Raw genomic sequence first — 18,387 nt, 5'->3', positions numbered from 1 at the left:
AAATGAATATTAGGGGGATAAAGATAAAAATGCACATTAAAGATCGAAGTTCGATTCATGAAAATAAAGAAGTAGAAGCGTTTTGGAAGGAGCAATTATCTTCCGAGATTCTCGATTTTTCTGTATTTAAATTTAATAGCGATTACCAACTAAATAAAGAAACACCTTGTGAATACGTTCAAGTCATAGTGAATGTAGAATTTAGTAAAAGTATACAAAAAATAAGTAAGTCTCAAGATTTATTATTATTTAGCTGGTTTCAAGCCGCTTTAAGGGTTTGTTTGGCACATTATACAGATCAAGAAAGAATTACTATTGGTATTCCTATAATTGAAAAGAATCTTGAACAAAGTGAGAATCTTAATAAGTTGATTCCTTTAGGAAGTGAAATCCAGCCGCATCACACCTTTAAACAATTAGTAAATGAGATTGAACAAACGACTTTATTCGGGTATGAAAATCAGGAGTATCCGCTCTCTGAATTATTAGTTAAACACAATTTAACTCCTTTTCAAATTGTAATCGGGATGGAAGGATTACATAATGAAAATTCGCTAGAAGAATACGCAGAGAATAATTTAGCCCTATGGATACGAAGAAAATGGAATGAAATACATAATGAATTTGAATTTCAAATTTCTTGCAAGTCCCGTTCATTCTCTTCTTTGCAACAGTTTGCCAATTCGTATTGTTATGTTTTAAAGCAAGTTTCACAAAATCCGAATTTGGCATTGAAAGATATTTGTATTATTGCAGAAGAAGAAAAAGAGTTGTTAGAAGGATTGAATACTTTTCAAACGGGCATAGACTTGTTTCAATCATTTCAAGATTTGTTTGAAGCGCAAGTATTAAAAACTCCAGATCAAATTGCTGTTGTTTGTAATGATCAATCTTTGACATATAGAGAATTGAATAAGAAAGCGAATCAATTGGCTTCTATTCTTCAAAATAAAGGTGTTTCAAAAGAAAGTATTATTGGCGTTATGGTAGATCGGTCATTAGAAATGATTATTGGTATGATGGGGATTTTAAAAGCAGGAGCAGCGTATTTACCAATCGACCCTAACTACCCAACTGAACGAATTGAATATATGTTACAAGATAGTCAAGCAAAATATTTACTTAGTAAGCGAACAGAGGAAGTATTGCCACAATTTGCAGGTGAAGTACTGTATCTTGATAAAGAATATCTTTTTCAAGGTGAAGAAAGTAATTTAGTTCGAGAACATAATCCTAATGATTTAGCTTATGTTATTTACACATCAGGATCGACAGGAAATCCAAAAGGGGTAATGATAGAACAAAAATCGCTAGTTCATTTTTTAAATGTAATGAGAGAAAAAGTAAAAGCTAATCAATCATTCTTGTTTCTTGCTAGTGTATCTTTTGATATTTCCTTGTTAGAAATATGTCTTCCTTTAACGCAAGGTTCAAAAGTAGTAATTGCTACAGAGGACCAGTTTGCAACAAAAGAATTGTCTCATTTGGTCAAAAAACATAAGGTGGATTTATGGGAATCAACGCCATCGCGAATGGAAGTGATTTTGAGTGATCCAGAATGGGCGATTTTTCTAAAAGATTTAAAATCTATTTTATTAGCAGGAGAATCATTTTCCATTGATTTGGTTGAAAAAATTCGTTGTATCAGTGAAGCAACAATTTTAAATATTTATGGTCCCACAGAAACAACCATTTGCGCAACAGTAAAAGACTTGAGCACTTCCAAAGAAGTTACGATTGGCAAACCTAACCCGAATTATCATTCCTATATATTGAATAAGTATGGCCAATTAAAACCATTTGGAATTCCCGGTGAACTCTGCATTGCTGGCGTAGCGGTAGCACGAGGGTATCTTGGTAAAAATAAACTGACAGATGAAAAGTTTGTACCGAGTCCTTTTGCGGCAGGGGAAATGATGTATCATACAGGTGATCTCGTTCGTTGGTTGCCTAATGGAGAACTTGAATATTTAGGTAGAATGGATCATCAAGTGAAAATTCGGGGGTATCGGATTGAATTAAGAGAAATCGAAACTCAATTAAGGGAATATCCAGAAATAAACCAGGCTATCATTGTTGATCAAGTGTATGGAAATAGGAAATTATTAGCTGCCTACTATGTATCGGATAACAAGGTGTCTTTTGGTGAAATCAGAAAATATTTAAGTGATAAATTACCTGAGTTTATGATTCCTGAAAAAATGATTCAGGTAGAAGAGATTCCATTGAATCCAAATGGAAAAGTGGATAGAAAAAGATTGTTGGATATAACACAAACGGATTATGTATCAATTCCATACGTTGCTCCGCGCAATGAAATTGAACAAAAATTAGTGCGTGCATGGGAAAAAGTTATGGAGATTGAGGGAATCGGTATTCATGATAATTTTTTTGCATTAAAAGGAGAATCTATTAAAGCACTTCAGGTAATTAATTTATTAAGAAAAGATGGCTTAAAAATAAGTACAACAGATTTTTTTAAGCACCCCACAATCGCTCAATTGAGTTCTTGTGTAAAGTTAGAGCATAAAGAGGAAAACCTTGAAAGTAGACCAACTCATGTTAAAGATTTGTCTAAGCCATTTTCCTTAACAGAAGTTCAGACAGCGTATATGATAGGACGGAATTCACAGTTTGAATTAAGCGGTATTTCACCTCAAACATATTTTGAATATGAAACAGCATTGGATATCAATCGTCTTTCAAAAAGTTTTCAAAAGGTAATTCATCGTCATCCAATGTTGCGAGCTGTAATTTTACCAGAGGGAAAACAGCAAATATTACAAAGCGTTCCTGATTACGAGATTGAAATAGTGAGTCTCATAGATTTAGATGATAGGAATCAACATGCTCGCTTACAAGAAGAGCGTTCTCGAATGACTAACCATGTATTCCCTTTGGGCAATGGCCTTTGTTTGAATTGAAAGCTTTTCTTTTAAAAGAAGACACGTATTTATTATGTTTTCGATACGATGCTTTATTAATGGACGGAGCAAGCATGAACATTGTTGGACAGGATTTGTTGCATTATTATTATAAACCAAATCAAAAATTAGAATCTTTATCTTTTGATTTTCAAGATTATATGTTTATCTATGATGAAATGGAACAAAGCGAAGAATATAAAACAGCAAAAGATTATTGGACAAGTAAGCTTCCTGACTTTCCGTTTGCACCTTCTTTGCTGTTAAAAAAGGATCCAGCAGAGATTGCTACTCCTAAATTCCAATCACTTACAAAAATCCTGGATAATAAAAAATGGACAAAGCTACGAAAGTTAGCACAAGAGAAAGAGGTAACGCCTTCCGCTCTACTTTGTACAATATATGGTGATGTGTTGGCATATTGGAGTAATCAACGTCGATTAGCAATTAACTTGACTGTATTTAACCGTTATCCTGTTCATGATGAAGTAGAACAGATTGTTGGAGATTTCACATCACTTATTTTATTGGATGTTGATGTAAAACCAGAGCAAACTTTCTTTACTAGAGTAAAAGAAACGCAAGCTACTTTATTAGATGGCCTTGAACATCGTCATTACGATGGAGTTAACTTTATTCGAGATTTTACTCGATATCATCAAATGACGCCAAAAGCAGTTATGCCAATCGTTTTCACCTCGATGTTAGCAGGTGCAGGTGCTTTCTCTTGGGAACAACTTGGTTCTCTTCGCTATATTCATGCTCGGACTCCACAAGTGTATTTGGATAATGTAGTAATTGAAAAAAATGGAGAGTTATTAATTAGCTGGAACTATGTTGAAGAGTTGTTTGATGTTGATGTAATAGAAGCAATGTTTTCCCAATTTGTTGACTTATTGGAACAATTGGTGAAACAAAGCGATATAACATCTTTGCATATGAAAGAATCGGATCAAACTTTAATTAAGCAATACAATGAAACAACAGAAAAAATATCTTCAACTACTCTGTATCAATTATTTACAGACCAAGTAAAACGTACGCCGGATGAAGTAGCAGTGGTATTTGAACAAGAATGGTTAACATACTCGGAACTTCATAAACGTTCTAATCAAATTGCCCACTTCTTAAAAGAGCAAGGTATTGGTCTAGGTGACAAAGTGGGTCTTTTAGCAAAAAGGCGAGTTGACACAATTGTTAATATGTTAGGTATTTTAAAATCAGGTGCCGCTTATGTTCCGATTGATCCCGATCATCCTTTAGATCGCCAAACATATATTTTAAAAAATAGCTCATGCAAGCTTTTATTAGAACCTAGTCTTTATGAAGAAAATCATTTGTCATTTTATACAACAGAAGATATGCCCGCTATTGCTGGTCCAGAAGATATTGCCTATATTATATACACTTCAGGAAGTACAGGAAAACCAAAAGGAGTAATTATTACTCACCAAGCGGTTACAAATACTATTCAAGACATAAATCAAAAATATGAGGTGAATGAAGATGATCGTATTATTGGTATCTCTTCCATGTGTTTTGACCTATCTGTATACGATATTTTCGGAGCTTTAAGCACAGGTGCAATGTTAGTAATGATTCGTGATCCGAGAGACATGCAAGAATTAATCCGCACTGTCGAACGTAGAGGGATTACAATTTGGAATACAGTGCCTGCAATCATGGATTTGGCATTGGAGCAAGTAGGTTCTCATTTTGAATATCCTTCTTTACGTTTAGTTTTACATAGTGGAGATTGGATTCCGCTTTCTTTACCAGAAAAAATAAAACGACATTTTCCGATTGCAGAAGTAGTCTCACTAGGAGGGGCAACAGAAGCATCGATTTGGTCAATTTATTATCCGGTCAAACAGGTGGAATCACATTGGAATAGTATTCCATACGGGATGCCCTTGGCAAACCAAACGTATTATGTGTTGAACTATGAAAAGAAAATGTGCCCTGTTGGTGTAATTGGAGATTTATATATCGGGGGAGTGGGCCTTGCTAAAGGATATTTAAATGATGAAAAGAAAACAAATGAAGCGTTTGTGTCACATCCTGATTTTGGTCTTATATATAAAACAGGAGATTGTGGAAAAATGCATTCTGAGGGATATATTGAATTTTTAGGCCGCCAAGATTACCAAGTGAAAATTCAGGGATATCGAGTAGAGTTAGAAGAAATCTCTCATTGTCTTCTAACTTATAAACAAGTCGAACATGCTGTCGTAATTGATCAAACAGATGAGAACGGAATAAAATTTTTAGTTGCATATGTGGTAACTGAGCAAAATATTAGTACAACAGAACTACGAAAGCATTTGCGAGATCACTTGCCAGATTATATGATTCCTTCTTATTTTGTTTATTTGGACCAATTACCCCTGACTCCAAACGAGAAATTAGATAGAAAAGCGCTACCTACTCCGGAGAAACAAAAAAATGAAGTATTTATTGCCCCAAAAACTGAAATGGAAAAAATATTAACTAGTATTTGGCAAGAAGTACTCAAAATAGATCAAGTTGGAGTAAATGATCATTTCTTCGCCTTAGGTGGAGATTCGATAAAAGCGATTCAAGTGTCCGTCAGACTGTATCGACAAGGATTCGAGCTTGAACCAAAAAATATATTTTCATTTCCTATATTAAGGGACATGGTTCAATTTGTTAAAAAGCTAGACCAGTTTTCAAGTTCACAAACAAATGATGTAAACATAATGAACGATAATAAAGCTACATTACTAAATGTTAAAGATAAACAACTTAATCAACATACACTTAACAAAATACAAGAAAAAATGCCGGATATAAAAATAGAACGTATTTACCCGTTAGCACCTTTCCAGGAAGTTATTTATGAGCATGCTACGAATGAACCTGATACAAATGCATATTTTGAACAAACAATTTGGGCACTTGAGGGGGAGCTGGATATTAAACTCTTTATTCAGTGTTTCCAACAATTAGTTGATCGTCATGATTCTTTAAGAACAATAATTGTGCAAGATGAACAAGCAAAACCTTGGCAAGCTGTTCTATATGATGTTCAAATAAATTCAGAAATAAAAAACTTGATTGAGATGACGAAACAAGAACAGCAAGAATTCCTAAAACAGTGGATGAATGAAAATTTAAGTCGAGGATTTAAAAATGATGAACTTATGACACGTATCTGTATATTCCAACTAGGTAATAACGAGCATAAAGTAATTTGGAGTTCCCATCATCTATTATGTGATGGTTGGAGCGTCAGCATTTTGATAGACGAATTATTCCAGCTCTACGAAACTACAAATGCCGGAACTACGGCGGGGTTACCCATGGTAAAACCTTTTGAAACATTTATAGATTGGACTTTGGCACAAGATCATGAGAAAGCACGTCATTTTTGGCGAGATTATTTATCAGGATACAATCAGAAAATTAGTATTCCTAAAAAGAAAGTCCCATCTAAAAGTGAATGGTTAAACTTCACTTTTATGGATTTAACATTAGACAAGGATTTGACTAATCAGTTACAGACATTTGTAACTAAAAATAATATAACTATGAATACGGCATTACTAGCTGTATGGGGAATATTGCTTGGCAAATTCAACGGAACGAGAGAAGTAGTATTGCCTAATCTAGTATCAGTCAGACCTCCCGAAGTAGAAGGAATTGAAAATATGTTCGGTCTGTTCACAAATGTTTTGCCTATCCGATTAGCATGGACAGAAACGCAATCTTTTGTGGACTTCCTGCAAAAGGTACAACTAGAGACATTGAAATGTAATGAGTATGCATACTATTCATTTGTTGATATACAAAAGCAAAGTGAATTAAAAACTGAGTTGACTGACCATCTTTGGGTTTTTGAAAACTATCCAACTAATCCAGCAATCTTTTCTTCAAATGAAAACAGACATTTTGCTATCACGGATTACGAAGTTGTTGATGAGCCACATGTAAAGTATGGAATTATGTGCTTCCCTGAAGAAAGACTTACAATAAAGTTTGGATATGATCAAACGGTATATGAAGCAGAGAAAATACAGGAAATATTAAATCACATCCATGGGTTAATCAACACGATTCTTCAAAATCCAATACAAACAATTTGTGATTACAAATTATAAAAAATGAAAAGGCGAGCAAGAACTCGCCTTTTTAAATAGAATAGGAGTAAATCAAATGACAAAAAAATTACAGTTATCAGCCGAAGAAATGCGTCAGTTAGGATATCAAGCGGTTGACTTGATTGTTGATCATATGAATCATTTAAAAAGTAAACCAGTTTCAGAAACGATTGATAGTAATATTTTTAGAGACAAGCTAATTGAAACGATTCCGGAAAACGGATCTAATCCAAAAGAATTACTTCATTTTCTTAATAACAATGTGTTTAATCAAATTACTCATGTGGATCATCCTCATTTTATGGCTTTTGTGCCAGGTCCTAATAATTATGTTGGTGTATTAGCAGATTTTTTAGCAAGTGGGTTTAATGTATTTCCTACAGCTTGGATAGTAGGTGCAGGTGCCGAACAAATTGAATTAACGACAATTAACTGGTTAAAATCAATGCTAGGATTCCCTGATTCAGCTGAAGGACTATTTGTCAGTGGTGGTTCCATGGCTAATTTGACTGCACTTACTGTAGCGAGACAGGTCAAGCTGAATAATGACATAGAAAATGCGATTGTTTATTTTTCTAACCAAACTCATTTTTCTGTAGATCGAGCACTTAAAGTATTAGGTTTTAAACAGCATCAAATTTGCCGAATTGAGACAGATGAAGACTTAAAAATTTTAGTTAGTACTTTAAGAAAACAAATAAAAGAAGATCGATTAAAAGGGAAAAAACCATTCTGTGTTATTGCTAATGCAGGGACAACGAATTGCGGAGCGGTGGACTCCCTCGATGAATTGGCTGATGTATGTGGTGATGAAGATATATGGCTACACGTGGATGGGGCTTATGGGGCTGCAGCAATTCTCAGTGAAAAAGGAAGGGAGTTATTAAGTGGAATTCATCGTGCCGATTCTTTAACGTTAGACCCGCATAAATGGCTTTTTCAGCCTTATGATGTTGGTTGTGTACTTATTCGAAATAGCCAATATTTAAGTGAAACATTCCGTATGATCCCAGAGTATATTAAGGATACAGAAACTAATATAGAAGAAAAAGTGAATTTTGGGGAACGTGGAATTGAACTTTCTCGTAGATTTAGAGCATTAAAGGTATGGCTTTCTTTTAAAGCATTCGGAGTTACAGCTTTTCGTGAGGCAATTGATCATGGCATTATGCTAGCTGAACAAGTTGAAGAGTTTTTAAGGAAAGAAAAAGATTGGGAAGTAGTAACACCTGCCCAATTAGGAATTGTTACTTTTCGTTATATTCCATGTGAGCTAACATCTACAGATACAATTCATGAAATAAACAAAAAATTGGTGGAAGAAATTAATCAAAGAGGATTTGCTATGCTAAGTACGACTAAATTAAAAGAAAAAGTAGTAATTCGACTTTGCTCTATCAACCCAAGAACCACAAAAGAAGAAATACTTCAAATCATGATGAACATAAAAGCATTAGCAGAGGAAATAAACACATCGCCTAAACATCTTATATCTGTTTCTCAACCTTGATATATTAGGCGGATTTTAAATATAATAGCCGATTCTTATTTAGAATCGGCTATTATATTTAAATGATAAATACATATATACTATTTATAAGTGTTTCTCTTGTAATGGGATTAAGCCTCAACCTTGGATACTCGTTTGAAACCAGTCTTTATTGCTTGTACTATTTCGTTCACAGCATAAATAGATACATCGGCATTTGGATTTAACCCTTCAAACCAGTGATAGGCATTTGGATATAAATGAAACTCCACATCAACACCAGCTTGTGCTAGTTTGCTTACATAGGTTAATGTTTCGCTGCGGAATGGATCTAATTGACCAACAAATGTGTAAGTATACGGTAAGTCACTATAATCCTCAGCTCGAGAAGGTGCTGCATAGGCAGGGATTTGATCCGTTCCATACATTTCTCCTAAATACATTTTCCAGCCAGCTTCATTTGCCTTTTGGTTCCAAACAAATCCCTCTTTAATTTCATTCGCTGAAGGTGTATCATTTCTGTCATCAATCATTGGATATAGTGGCATTTGTAAACAAATTGAAGGATATTTTCGATCTCGTGCTAATAATGATAATGCTGCTGTTAGTCCACCGCCAGCGCTTACTCCTGCAACCCCAATTCGATTCGAATCAATGTTTAATGACTTTGCATTATCAGCAATCCATTTTAAAGCTGAATAACAATCCTCAATTGGTGCTGGGTAAGGGTGTTCAGGTGCTAAGCGGTAGTCTACAGACACGACCACACAGCTAGCTTCTTTTGCAAACCTCATACAAGTATCATCGTTATCATCTATAGACCCTAAGATATAACCTCCACCATGTATCCATAATAAGACAGGTAAAGATTCATGATTTGATTTTGGACGATAAATTCGTAATGGTAACGGATTATCATCAGGCCCAACAATGACTTTATCTGTTAAAGAAAGAGAGTCATCAACAACGGTAGGTGGTCTCATTTGAGCTATTCCTTCTCTGATTGATTGCAAATTTTCTGGGCGTAAATCGAGATCCGGAAACATCTCTAACCCTTGTAATAATTCTGGATTTACTCTAGTTTTCATTTTAGCACCTCTATTTGTAATTGTTTTCAAATAAATGAAGTGTATTCTAAGTAGTTTAATTGTGAAAGAACACCACAATTAAATTGTAAATTGGATATGTTATAACGGTCAACAGAATATTCGGAAACTAAAACCTTTCTCAAGAAGGAGTTTCATGCAATCAATAATACAAGTAGTGGATTTAAGAGCAAAGTGGTTTAATGTCGTTGTAATTATGTACATTAGAAAAATTTCTTTTTGAGTCTAGAAAAGGATTAGATTCTTTTCTAGACTCATGAAGAATTATGAAAAGCAAAATTTTATAGATAGTTATCTTAAAAATAAACAAAGAGAGAAGAACTAACCAATGTTCTTCTCTCTTTTTCATATGTAATTAGGGTATCCATAACTGTAAATACGGATGGTATAGATTTATGGATGAATAATTTATTTTTAAATTAATAACGTAATACATAAAGATTTTTGTATGTAATATTGCATATACAGGGACCACTGGTGAAAATGCTGAGCAATGTTTTTCCATATGGTAAATTAGTTCCTTAGTTATTTATTTTATTTCATTTTCAATCGTGTAAGGCTTGGGGCTAAGATTTACAAAGGTGACTAGTAAAAAATATAACAATATAAGTATAAGATTTTGTACTTAGTAATCTCACAATTTAAGGCATGACATTGGATAAGTGTGAGGAGTTCAATCGATTTTGAATAAAATCAATAGTATCAGTTGCAATTTTTTTACGTTTAAGAACGATCCCGGCATGCCCACATTTATAAATATATCGTGTAGGTCTTTCCCAAGATTCCCACAAGTAGTCTGTATCCTCAGAATGCACATATAGATCATGCTTACCTGAAATTAATAAAATATTTTCTTTTTTTACTTTTGGCAATGCTTGACTCGGTTCAGTGATTTTCCAATAATCTATTAAATCATCATACGTAACACCATGATGTTCCAAGTCTTCTCTAATAAATTTGCCTGGAGTTGTATTCCAAATAGAATAAGAAAGTCGATTTGCATAGAAAATGGATGCTAACACATCAATTTCTTCTTCAACAAGAGAGGTTAAGTTAGTAATAAATCCGCCTAAACTAATTCCTATTAGAATCAGGGTCCCCTTTTTATTTGCTTTAATCCATTTAATCAAAGCTCGTAAATCAGCTACCGCTTGTCTAGTTGCTTGTAATGTTCGTTCAATATTTGCACTTACCATATACTCTCCACTGAATAAGGATTGATCGGGTTTTCTTTCAAAATGATAGGGTAGAGTGAAATAATACATATTCCACTTCAGGCTGGTCATATGATCGTGGAATATTTTTTTCACACGTTCGTTAGAATCCATTCTCCAACCGTGAACAAAGATAACATGAGGTGCATTTTCATTTTCATGTAAGAATAATTCCCCAGTTACAGAGTCGTTGTGTGAATCACCGGATTGAACCGAACTTTTATAGTTGAATTGCCCAATCATGTATTCATTTTCCTGCTTTGAATGCTTAATGTCAAAATGAAAATGTGATGGTTTTACTTTATAAAAAGATTCTATGTTCTTTATATTTAATGAAGTGTTAGAAAGGGAAGTAAACTGAAACGCTACACTTCTTTTTTTGTGTAAATCATATAAGGCGTACCGATCAATGAGTTTTGAAAAAATCAAATTAACCTCCTCCAAAATACATATTGTTTAAAACATAGACAAAATTTATGTTTTAAATTAATTAGGAAATATTCTCTTTTCCTAATAGTAGGTGCTTGAATTATAAAAATAGGTGATAAATTTGCATATTATATTATAAAGCTTACAATAAATAATTTATACTAAAATTTAAGAAGTAAGTTAATATTCTTATCCTTATAAAAGAATGTTAACTTGTTTCTTTTCTTATTAAAAGATGTAATTTCTATGAGGAACTTTAACAATTCCCATCCTAGAAATTCACAAATAGCTTCTCTATATTTATTGTATAGAAATTATACAATAAATATATTTTTTATATTATATACATTAAATTAAGCTTAACCTCTCTTTTCTATAAGTCTCTTAAATTGACTAACTCCTTACCAATATTCAAAAACGACTGCATTTTTGAATTTGTGTTCTAGTTTTTCTTGAACAGGTAAATGAATAACTACACATAAACTCCTTATATCTCTAGTTAAACTACCGATTAGCTCCATATAAACTCTAGATAACCTATATAGAATACAAGTTATCAAGGAGGTAAGAAAAATGAATTTTATGAAACGAGCAATTCTCAGTATGAAAAAAAGGATAGGAACATCATTAATTTTGATGGCAGTTTTTCTGATTGTTACAAATTTGGTTCTTTCAGGTTTCACAATCCAAAATGCATCAAAAAAAGCAGCGGATGCTGCAAGAAAAAAACTTGGTGCAGATGTTACTTTAAGTCTTGATTTCGACAAAATAGGTCAAAAAGCTAAGGAAACTGGAGAAATGCCAAATCCGCCGCAGCTCGATGCAAAAGAAACAGATCAATTAGCGAAGTCCAAGTATGTAAAAGATTATAATTACATAGCTAACACTTTCGGTATTTCTGATGGGCTTAAACTAGTAGGAGCTTCAGAAGGAGAAGAAGAAGGAAAAGGTAAAGTGGGAATGACGGCTGCGCGAGGCGGTTCAAGCTCTGGTACAGAAATAGATATGAATGCTTCTTTTATGATTGAGGGAGTTCGCAAGACTGCATTACAAGAAAGCTTTAAAAACGGAAAAAGTAAAATCATTGATGGAAAACCAATAACAGAGCAAATGAAAGATCAGAATGTAGCTTTAATGGAAAAACGATTAGCGGAATTAAACAATTTGAAAGTAGGAGACAAAGTTAAAGTACAATCAGGGGATAAGAAGGAAACTCTTGAGGTTGAAATTATCGGCATTTATGAAACAAATGAGCAAGCAATGGGTCAACAGGCTCCTCCTATTATGGATCCAGCTAATAAACTATATATGCCGCATTCAACTATGAAAAAATTAGAAGTAGACCAAGGTATAAGTAGTGGTCAAGTCGTGTATTTCTTGAATGATCCACAATATATTGATGCATTTAAAAAAGAAGCAAAAAAATCTAACATTGATTTTAATTATTATAAATTAGATGCGCATGATTCATTGTACAAGCAAATGATTGGTCCTATCGAAAATATCTCTTCGACTTCTCAAATGATTATTTATATTGTATCGATTGCAGGTGCAATTATTTTAGGATTAATCATTATGCTATCAATTAAAGGACGTCGTAAAGAAATGGGAATTCTATTGTCTATTGGAGAGAAAAAGTGGAAATTGATAGCGCAATTCGTAGTAGAAGTAGTGTGTGTCGCTATTTTAGCATTTGGATTATCCATAACAACAGGAGCTAAAGTTACTCAATATATCGGAGATAATTTACTTTCGAATGAAATTGCTACTGCAAGCGAAGAAACAGATACTTCGCAACATGGTACTGTAATGATGGCTGGATCTGGTGGTACTCTACAAAATCAAAAAGAAGATCCAATTGATAAAATTGATGTAAGTGTAACAGGAGAAGATGTAGGGAAAATGGGTGGAATTGGACTAGCTATTGCTATAATAGCAACGCTTCTTCCAGCATTATCTATTCTACGTTTAAACCCAAAACAAATTCTTTTAAAAGATGAATGAGGAGGCTTAATATGGAGACGATTTTACAGTTTAAAAATTTGGATTATTATTATGAAAGTAATGGGAAAAATGTAGCGATACTAGATAATGTTAACTTTTCTTTTCAAAAAGGACATTTCTACACGATTTTAGGACCATCTGGATCTGGTAAAACCACAACTCTGAGCTTAGGTTGTGGACTGGATGTCCCTAAAAATGGTTATGTACTGTATAATGGTAAAGATATTAGAAAAATTGGCTTGGATCGATACCGTAATCAAAATGTATCTGTAATTTTCCAATCTTATAATTTGATAACCTATATGACAGCTCTTCAAAATGTCTTAACAGCAATGGAAATTACGGGTGTTAAAGTGCAAAATAAAACAGCAAGAGCATTAGAATTGTTAGAAAGGGTAGGACTCACAGAAGTTGAAGCGAAACGAAACGTCCTGCAACTAAGCGGCGGACAACAACAGCGTGTAGCAATTGCTCGAGCACTATCTTGTAATGTTGATTTACTGATTGCAGATGAGCCGACAGGAAACCTCGACGAGGAAACTGCAATGGATATAATAGAACTATTTCAAGAACTTGCACATAAAGAGAATAAATGCATTATTGTTGTGACGCACTCACAGGAGGTTGCTAAAAAATCAGATCGTGCAGTGTATTTAAGTAAGAAGAAGTTGGTCGTAAATGAAATCTAATATAAACATCGTAGCTTTTTAATTCACATAATTTTCAAAATCTAGACCTTTCAAAAGCTTATATTTGATTTATAATAAAATCAAGCCATAATCAAAATGGTCTCCCTGTACTGAATGTTAAAATAGTTTGTTGTTCCCGTTTTATTATAATTGGTTACCTATATCATGGGATAATCACACATAAAAAACGGGACATTACCTAGATGTATGACCTAAATATCGTCCCGTTTACCTACTCTGTATAGTTATTGCAGAATTAAACCTACAATCATAATTAAACTAAATACTATTATCCAACCAAACGCACAATAGCCAAAAATTCTAATCCATTTAGGTAATTGATGCATGTTAATTTTATTTGTGGGAACTCCTTGCATAGAAAACATCATTTTTTGATCTCTATCTCTATTATTTTGTTGTTCATACATACTATCATCACCTTTCCAGAACTATTGCGTTTATAGTATATCAGCCTAAAGAAAATTATGTACAGAATAAGAAGGGATAGCATAAATATTATGTGGTGAATTTTATAAATAAATGCATTTAATTGCCATGGTTCTAAGCGCTAATTCGTTATAAATACTGAAAAAGAGCACTACATAAATAGGACTCATTTTCTTCAAATATTAAGTTGCTGGATATAAATCAGAACCAAGGTAACGTTCTTTTATAATTTGAAGATGATGAAGCTCATGACCAGCAATAATGTATGCTAATGCACGAACTGTAACTTCAGAATTATTCGCATTTCCTCTTTGTGACCAAGCTTCTTTATCTAAGCTTCTAAGTAAATGCAGGGTAGATTGGCGAACAACTATTAAATTCCCAAGAAGATCTTGCATAGATTGCTTATCAAAAGCAGCTCTAAGAACATACATATCATCAAATGAAAAACCTGTTAATAAGTTTATACTTACTATAAAAACAAACAAACTCGTCCTATTTAAAGGAGAGTTTGTTTGTTTTTATGTTTAGATAATGGAATACTCATGCAAAATTGCACACTATGTTCCATATTTTTCATTGAATACTTTATATCTAGTGTTTCAAGAATTTGTTTAACAATATATAGCCCCAAACCATTTCCTCCAGTATTTCGATTTCTTGATTTTTCAATTCGATAAAATGGTTTGAAAATTTGTTGTAAATCTTCATCTTTAATATTGACACCTGTATTTATAATTTGCATTTTGATTTGACCTTGTTTCGAATCCTCACTTAACTTTATATAGACTTTTTCATTATGTGGTGAATACATAACCGCATTGTGTATAATATTTTTACATGCTTTTTCTAAAAGAGCACAATCTGTATAAATAGAAAGGTCAAAATCAATTTCTTTTATTATTTCGATGTTTTTTTGAGAAGCAAAAAATTCGAGATCTTTTGTAATTGTACCTATTAATTTTGAAAGATTAACTTTCTCTACTTTTAGTTTGAAGGTGTGTTGTTCTAATTTCGATACGCTTAAAATTTCACGAACTAATTGTTCCATACTTTCAATAATTTGATGATTCTTCTTTAAATATTGATCGCGATTTTGATAAGGGCCAATATTGTATATCATTCCTTCTAAGTATCCTTTCATTACAGTAAGAGGGGACTTTAATTCATGTGCTACAATCGCAAAAAACTCTCTGCGTTTTGTTTCTATTTCTCTTTCTTTTTCAATATCATTTTTTAATTGTTCATTTGCTTTTTTTAAATCAAACATAGCTTGTTGTAAGTTAATAGACATCTCATTCAAACTATTAGATAATTCTCCTAACTCATCTGTAGAGCGAACCTCAATTTTTTCGGAGAAATCTAAATTTGCCATCTTTTGTGCACCTTCATTAATATAAATAAGTGGCTTTGTAATAAACCTGGAATAAAAATAAGCACTCCCTATACCAATAACGAGCACAATGATACTAATATAGGGGAGAAAGCGTACTAAACCTGTGAAGCTTCATCAATCGGTTGAAATGTAGCAAACACTATAAGCGTTAAACTACCATCTTGGAATTGAATTGGTTTCGTAACATTATATGAATTGCTGAGGGTACTTGCATTCTCGAATCGTGTTGCTTTAGTAACTACTGTTTTTTGCGTACCACTTTGAATAAAAGAAAATGAAGGAGAGTAAATAATTACTCCTTCTTTATTTTGAAGATAAAGCATCGCATTATTTTTTTTGGCGTATTCATCAAAAAGTGGTATCGCATCTTGAAACGTAAGATTTTTAGACTTATCAATGATTTCGTTTATCCCTGTTTGAAGTTGATCTGTTTTATATTGCTCATAAAACGTAGGGAGAAAGAAGTATAAAGTTAAATAAATCAATACTGCAAAGGATAATAAAATGAGAGATGTAGTCATAAAGAGTTTATAAGTAATTTGCTTCATTTTCATGAGTTTCACAATACTATTCATCAATTTTATAACCAATACCCTTTATTGTTTTAATATAAGGGATAGCTAATTTTTTGCGTAGGTTTTTAATATGTGTATCAATTATTCGTGTTTCTCCAAAATAATCGTAACCCCAGACTTTCTCTACGATATTTTCTCTTGTGAGTACTTTTCTCTCATTTTGAAATAGTAGTTGTAGAATTTCAAACTCTTTTGTCGTTAATATAATTTCAACGTCATTTACATATACTCTATATGCATCCACATCAATACGCACTTCTTTAAATATCAAATGATTATTTACATTTTTATCATAACTTCTTCTAAGTACAGCTTCGACTCGTCTAATCAAAACATGAAATGAAAAGGGCTTTGTTATATAATCATCGATCCCAAGGTCGAATCCTTTCATTTGATCTTCCTCTTCTTCCAACGCAGTTAGCATAATAATTGGTACGTTTGACTGACTTCGAATCATTTTAGAAACTTCAAACCCATTAAGATTGGGCATCATGACATCTAGAAGAATTAAATCAAATGATTGCTTATTAAATTGTGTCATACCCTCTAGTCCATCTGAAGCGACTATCACTGTATAATGCTGCGTCATTAAAAATTGTTTAATTAATTCCTGAATTTCTTGATCGTCCTCTACCACGAGAATATGATAGTTTTTCATAATATCACCTCTGGTAGTCATTATAGCCGTACTATCTGGAGTTTATGTGGAGATACAATAGGAACTTCATAGGACGTTTAACGTATTAGCTTCATTTTCAAGAATGTGTATTCTCCAAAAAAATATGATTAGCCATATTCCTTTTTATGAAAAAATAATTGTATGCTTGAAAAAACTTATCGTATGAAAAGCTGAACGATTTATATTTCTAAAAAACCAATGTATAATATTAGGAACTGCATGTGATTTCTTAAACTGTGTGAACATATACTTTCGCTACTTACTAGAAGGGGAAACGGAAATGAATTTCAATATAAAAAAAGCTAGCGAAATTATAGAGTGTACTTCACAAACTTTAGAGTTTTTTGCTAATTTAGTAAACGATTAAGGTGTGAACTAAGGATTATTTAAATCATGCGAGAAAGGTTGTGAAATTATTTGATGGGTTATAAAGCGATGCTGTTTGATTTAGATGATACATTACTTGATAGGGATAAAGCAGTAGAGGCATTATTTTTAATTGTTTTAGAAAAGTGTTATGAAAATGTAGATGGTGCGGCTAAAAGCAACATGTTACAGAAATTCAAAGAATACGATAAAAGAGAATATGGCATAAGTAATAAAACGACAGTTTTAGAATCATTGTTTGATGAATTCACGCCAAGGTATAGATTGCCACGCAATTACATCCAAGATTTTTGGAATAATAATTTCCCTAGATGTTTTTCAATAGACCAAAATACTATTCATTTCTTAAATCAAATAAAGAAGCACTTTAAAGTTGGAATTATAACAAATGGCTCAACTCAGAGGCAAAAAGCTAAAATATTTAACACGAATTTAAATAGGTATTTTGAAACAATCATTATTTCTGAAGAAGTGGGATTTAGTAAACCTGATAAACGTATATTCGAACTAGCATTAGATAAGCTAAATTTACAACCGGAAAATACTTTATTTGTTGGGGATGACTTAGAAAAGGATATTGCTGGTCCTCAAAATGCAAATATAAAAGGTGTGTGGTTTAACCCTCAGAAAATTAAGAATACTACCAATATACAACCATATGCCGAGATTAACACTTTGGATAGTTTGTTAAGTTATGTTACTCCACAATATTTTTATAACAAGTAAAAGTAATTCCATATATATATTCAAAAATATAAAAAAAAGAGAAACTATCATTAATTTCATTGACCGTATTAGTAATAAAAAAATATATATTTACAACAAAAAATAGAGGCCATTTTAATAGCTGAGGCTAATTTAATCTATGATTAATACGAAGTTTTGTAAAACAATTTTACTCATACTGTGTAAATTATAAAGGGGTGG

9 protein-coding genes and 3 pseudogenes are annotated in these 18,387 nt (G+C 32.7%); 6 read left to right on the top strand and 6 right to left on the bottom strand.

Annotated elements, in window-relative coordinates; genetic code table 11:
- Positions 1-2 precede the first annotated feature (2 nt).
- From QO049_RS04220 to QO049_RS04215, 3 genes and pseudogenes are all read left to right on the top strand, one after another.
- A pseudogene (locus QO049_RS04220) lies at positions 3-5,273 on the top strand (non-ribosomal peptide synthetase); the annotation flags it as partial.
- A gap of 125 nt (positions 5,274-5,398) precedes the next feature.
- Positions 5,399-7,045: a condensation domain-containing protein gene (locus QO049_RS30700; protein ID WP_349816865.1), complete on the top strand. Its 1,647-nt coding sequence runs from the start codon at positions 5,399-5,401 to the stop codon at positions 7,043-7,045.
- Between the two features lie 55 nt (positions 7,046-7,100).
- A complete protein-coding gene (locus tag QO049_RS04215; RefSeq protein ID WP_098378656.1) occupies positions 7,101-8,555 on the top strand; it encodes a pyridoxal phosphate-dependent decarboxylase family protein in 1,455 nt (484 codons plus the stop codon).
- A gap of 110 nt (positions 8,556-8,665) precedes the next feature.
- On the opposite strand, the gene QO049_RS04210 is transcribed toward QO049_RS04215, so the two are convergent.
- Together QO049_RS04210 and QO049_RS04205 are read right to left on the bottom strand one after the other, a co-directional pair.
- Positions 8,666-9,622, bottom strand: a complete 957-nt coding sequence (locus QO049_RS04210) for an alpha/beta hydrolase (protein ID WP_000857943.1) — start codon at positions 9,620-9,622, stop codon at positions 8,666-8,668.
- Positions 9,623-10,281: 659 nt separating this feature from the next.
- Positions 10,282-11,283 carry an alpha/beta hydrolase gene (locus tag QO049_RS04205; protein ID WP_144501411.1) on the bottom strand — a complete coding sequence of 334 codons (1,002 nt, stop codon included), beginning with the start codon at positions 11,281-11,283 and terminating at the stop codon, positions 10,282-10,284.
- Positions 11,284-11,856: 573 nt separating this feature from the next.
- On the opposite strand from QO049_RS04205, the gene QO049_RS04200 reads away from it, so the two are divergent.
- Positions 11,857-13,287 carry an ABC transporter permease gene (locus QO049_RS04200; RefSeq protein ID WP_144501410.1) on the top strand — a complete coding sequence of 477 codons (1,431 nt, stop codon included), beginning with the start codon at positions 11,857-11,859 and terminating at the stop codon, positions 13,285-13,287.
- Positions 13,288-13,298: 11 nt separating this feature from the next.
- The gene (locus QO049_RS04195; protein WP_000447855.1) at positions 13,299-13,976 is read left to right on the top strand and encodes an ABC transporter ATP-binding protein; all 678 of its coding nucleotides are present in this window, start codon (positions 13,299-13,301) and stop codon (positions 13,974-13,976) included.
- Positions 13,977-14,221: 245 nt separating this feature from the next.
- On the opposite strand, the gene QO049_RS04190 is transcribed toward QO049_RS04195, so the two are convergent.
- The 4 genes and pseudogenes from QO049_RS04190 to QO049_RS04175 all read right to left on the bottom strand — a co-directional run bounded on the left by QO049_RS04190 (position 14,222) and on the right by QO049_RS04175 (position 17,052).
- Complete coding sequence (locus QO049_RS04190) at positions 14,222-14,404, bottom strand: hypothetical protein (protein WP_000273232.1); 183 nt, start codon at positions 14,402-14,404, stop codon at positions 14,222-14,224.
- Positions 14,405-14,605: 201 nt separating this feature from the next.
- Positions 14,606-14,881: pseudogene (locus tag QO049_RS04185) on the bottom strand (DinB family protein); the annotation flags it as partial.
- Positions 14,882-14,922: 41 nt separating this feature from the next.
- Positions 14,923-16,373: pseudogene (locus QO049_RS04180) on the bottom strand (sensor histidine kinase).
- Positions 16,374-16,386: 13 nt separating this feature from the next.
- Complete coding sequence (locus QO049_RS04175) at positions 16,387-17,052, bottom strand: response regulator transcription factor (RefSeq protein ID WP_000800726.1); 666 nt, start codon at positions 17,050-17,052, stop codon at positions 16,387-16,389.
- Between the two features lie 441 nt (positions 17,053-17,493).
- Between QO049_RS04175 and QO049_RS04170 the strand changes: the two genes are divergently transcribed.
- Entirely contained in the window at positions 17,494-18,186 is a 693-nt protein-coding gene (locus QO049_RS04170) for an HAD family hydrolase (RefSeq protein ID WP_246963070.1), read from the top strand.
- Positions 18,187-18,387: the final 201 nt, after the last annotated feature.

Source organism: Bacillus sp. RB3 (assembly GCF_030164735.1).
Classification (GTDB): domain Bacteria; phylum Bacillota; class Bacilli; order Bacillales; family Bacillaceae_G; genus Bacillus_A; species Bacillus_A cereus.
Note: the sequence above shows the minus strand (reverse complement) of the source record. Positions and strands in the feature narration are given on the sequence as shown.

Coding starts and splice junctions, on each gene's coding strand:
- QO049_RS04210 (WP_000857943.1), bottom strand. CDS start 9,622: ATGAAAACTAGAGTAAATCCAGAATTATTACAAGGGTTAGAGATGTTT.
- QO049_RS30700 (WP_349816865.1), top strand. CDS start 5,399: ATGGAAAAAATATTAACTAGTATTTGGCAAGAAGTACTCAAAATAGAT.
- QO049_RS04175 (WP_000800726.1), bottom strand. CDS start 17,052: ATGAAAAACTATCATATTCTCGTGGTAGAGGACGATCAAGAAATTCAG.
- QO049_RS04195 (WP_000447855.1), top strand. CDS start 13,299: ATGGAGACGATTTTACAGTTTAAAAATTTGGATTATTATTATGAAAGT.
- QO049_RS04215 (WP_098378656.1), top strand. CDS start 7,101: ATGACAAAAAAATTACAGTTATCAGCCGAAGAAATGCGTCAGTTAGGA.
- QO049_RS04190 (WP_000273232.1), bottom strand. CDS start 14,404: ATGTATGAACAACAAAATAATAGAGATAGAGATCAAAAAATGATGTTT.
- QO049_RS04200 (WP_144501410.1), top strand. CDS start 11,857: ATGAATTTTATGAAACGAGCAATTCTCAGTATGAAAAAAAGGATAGGA.
- QO049_RS04170 (WP_246963070.1), top strand. CDS start 17,494: ATGGGTTATAAAGCGATGCTGTTTGATTTAGATGATACATTACTTGAT.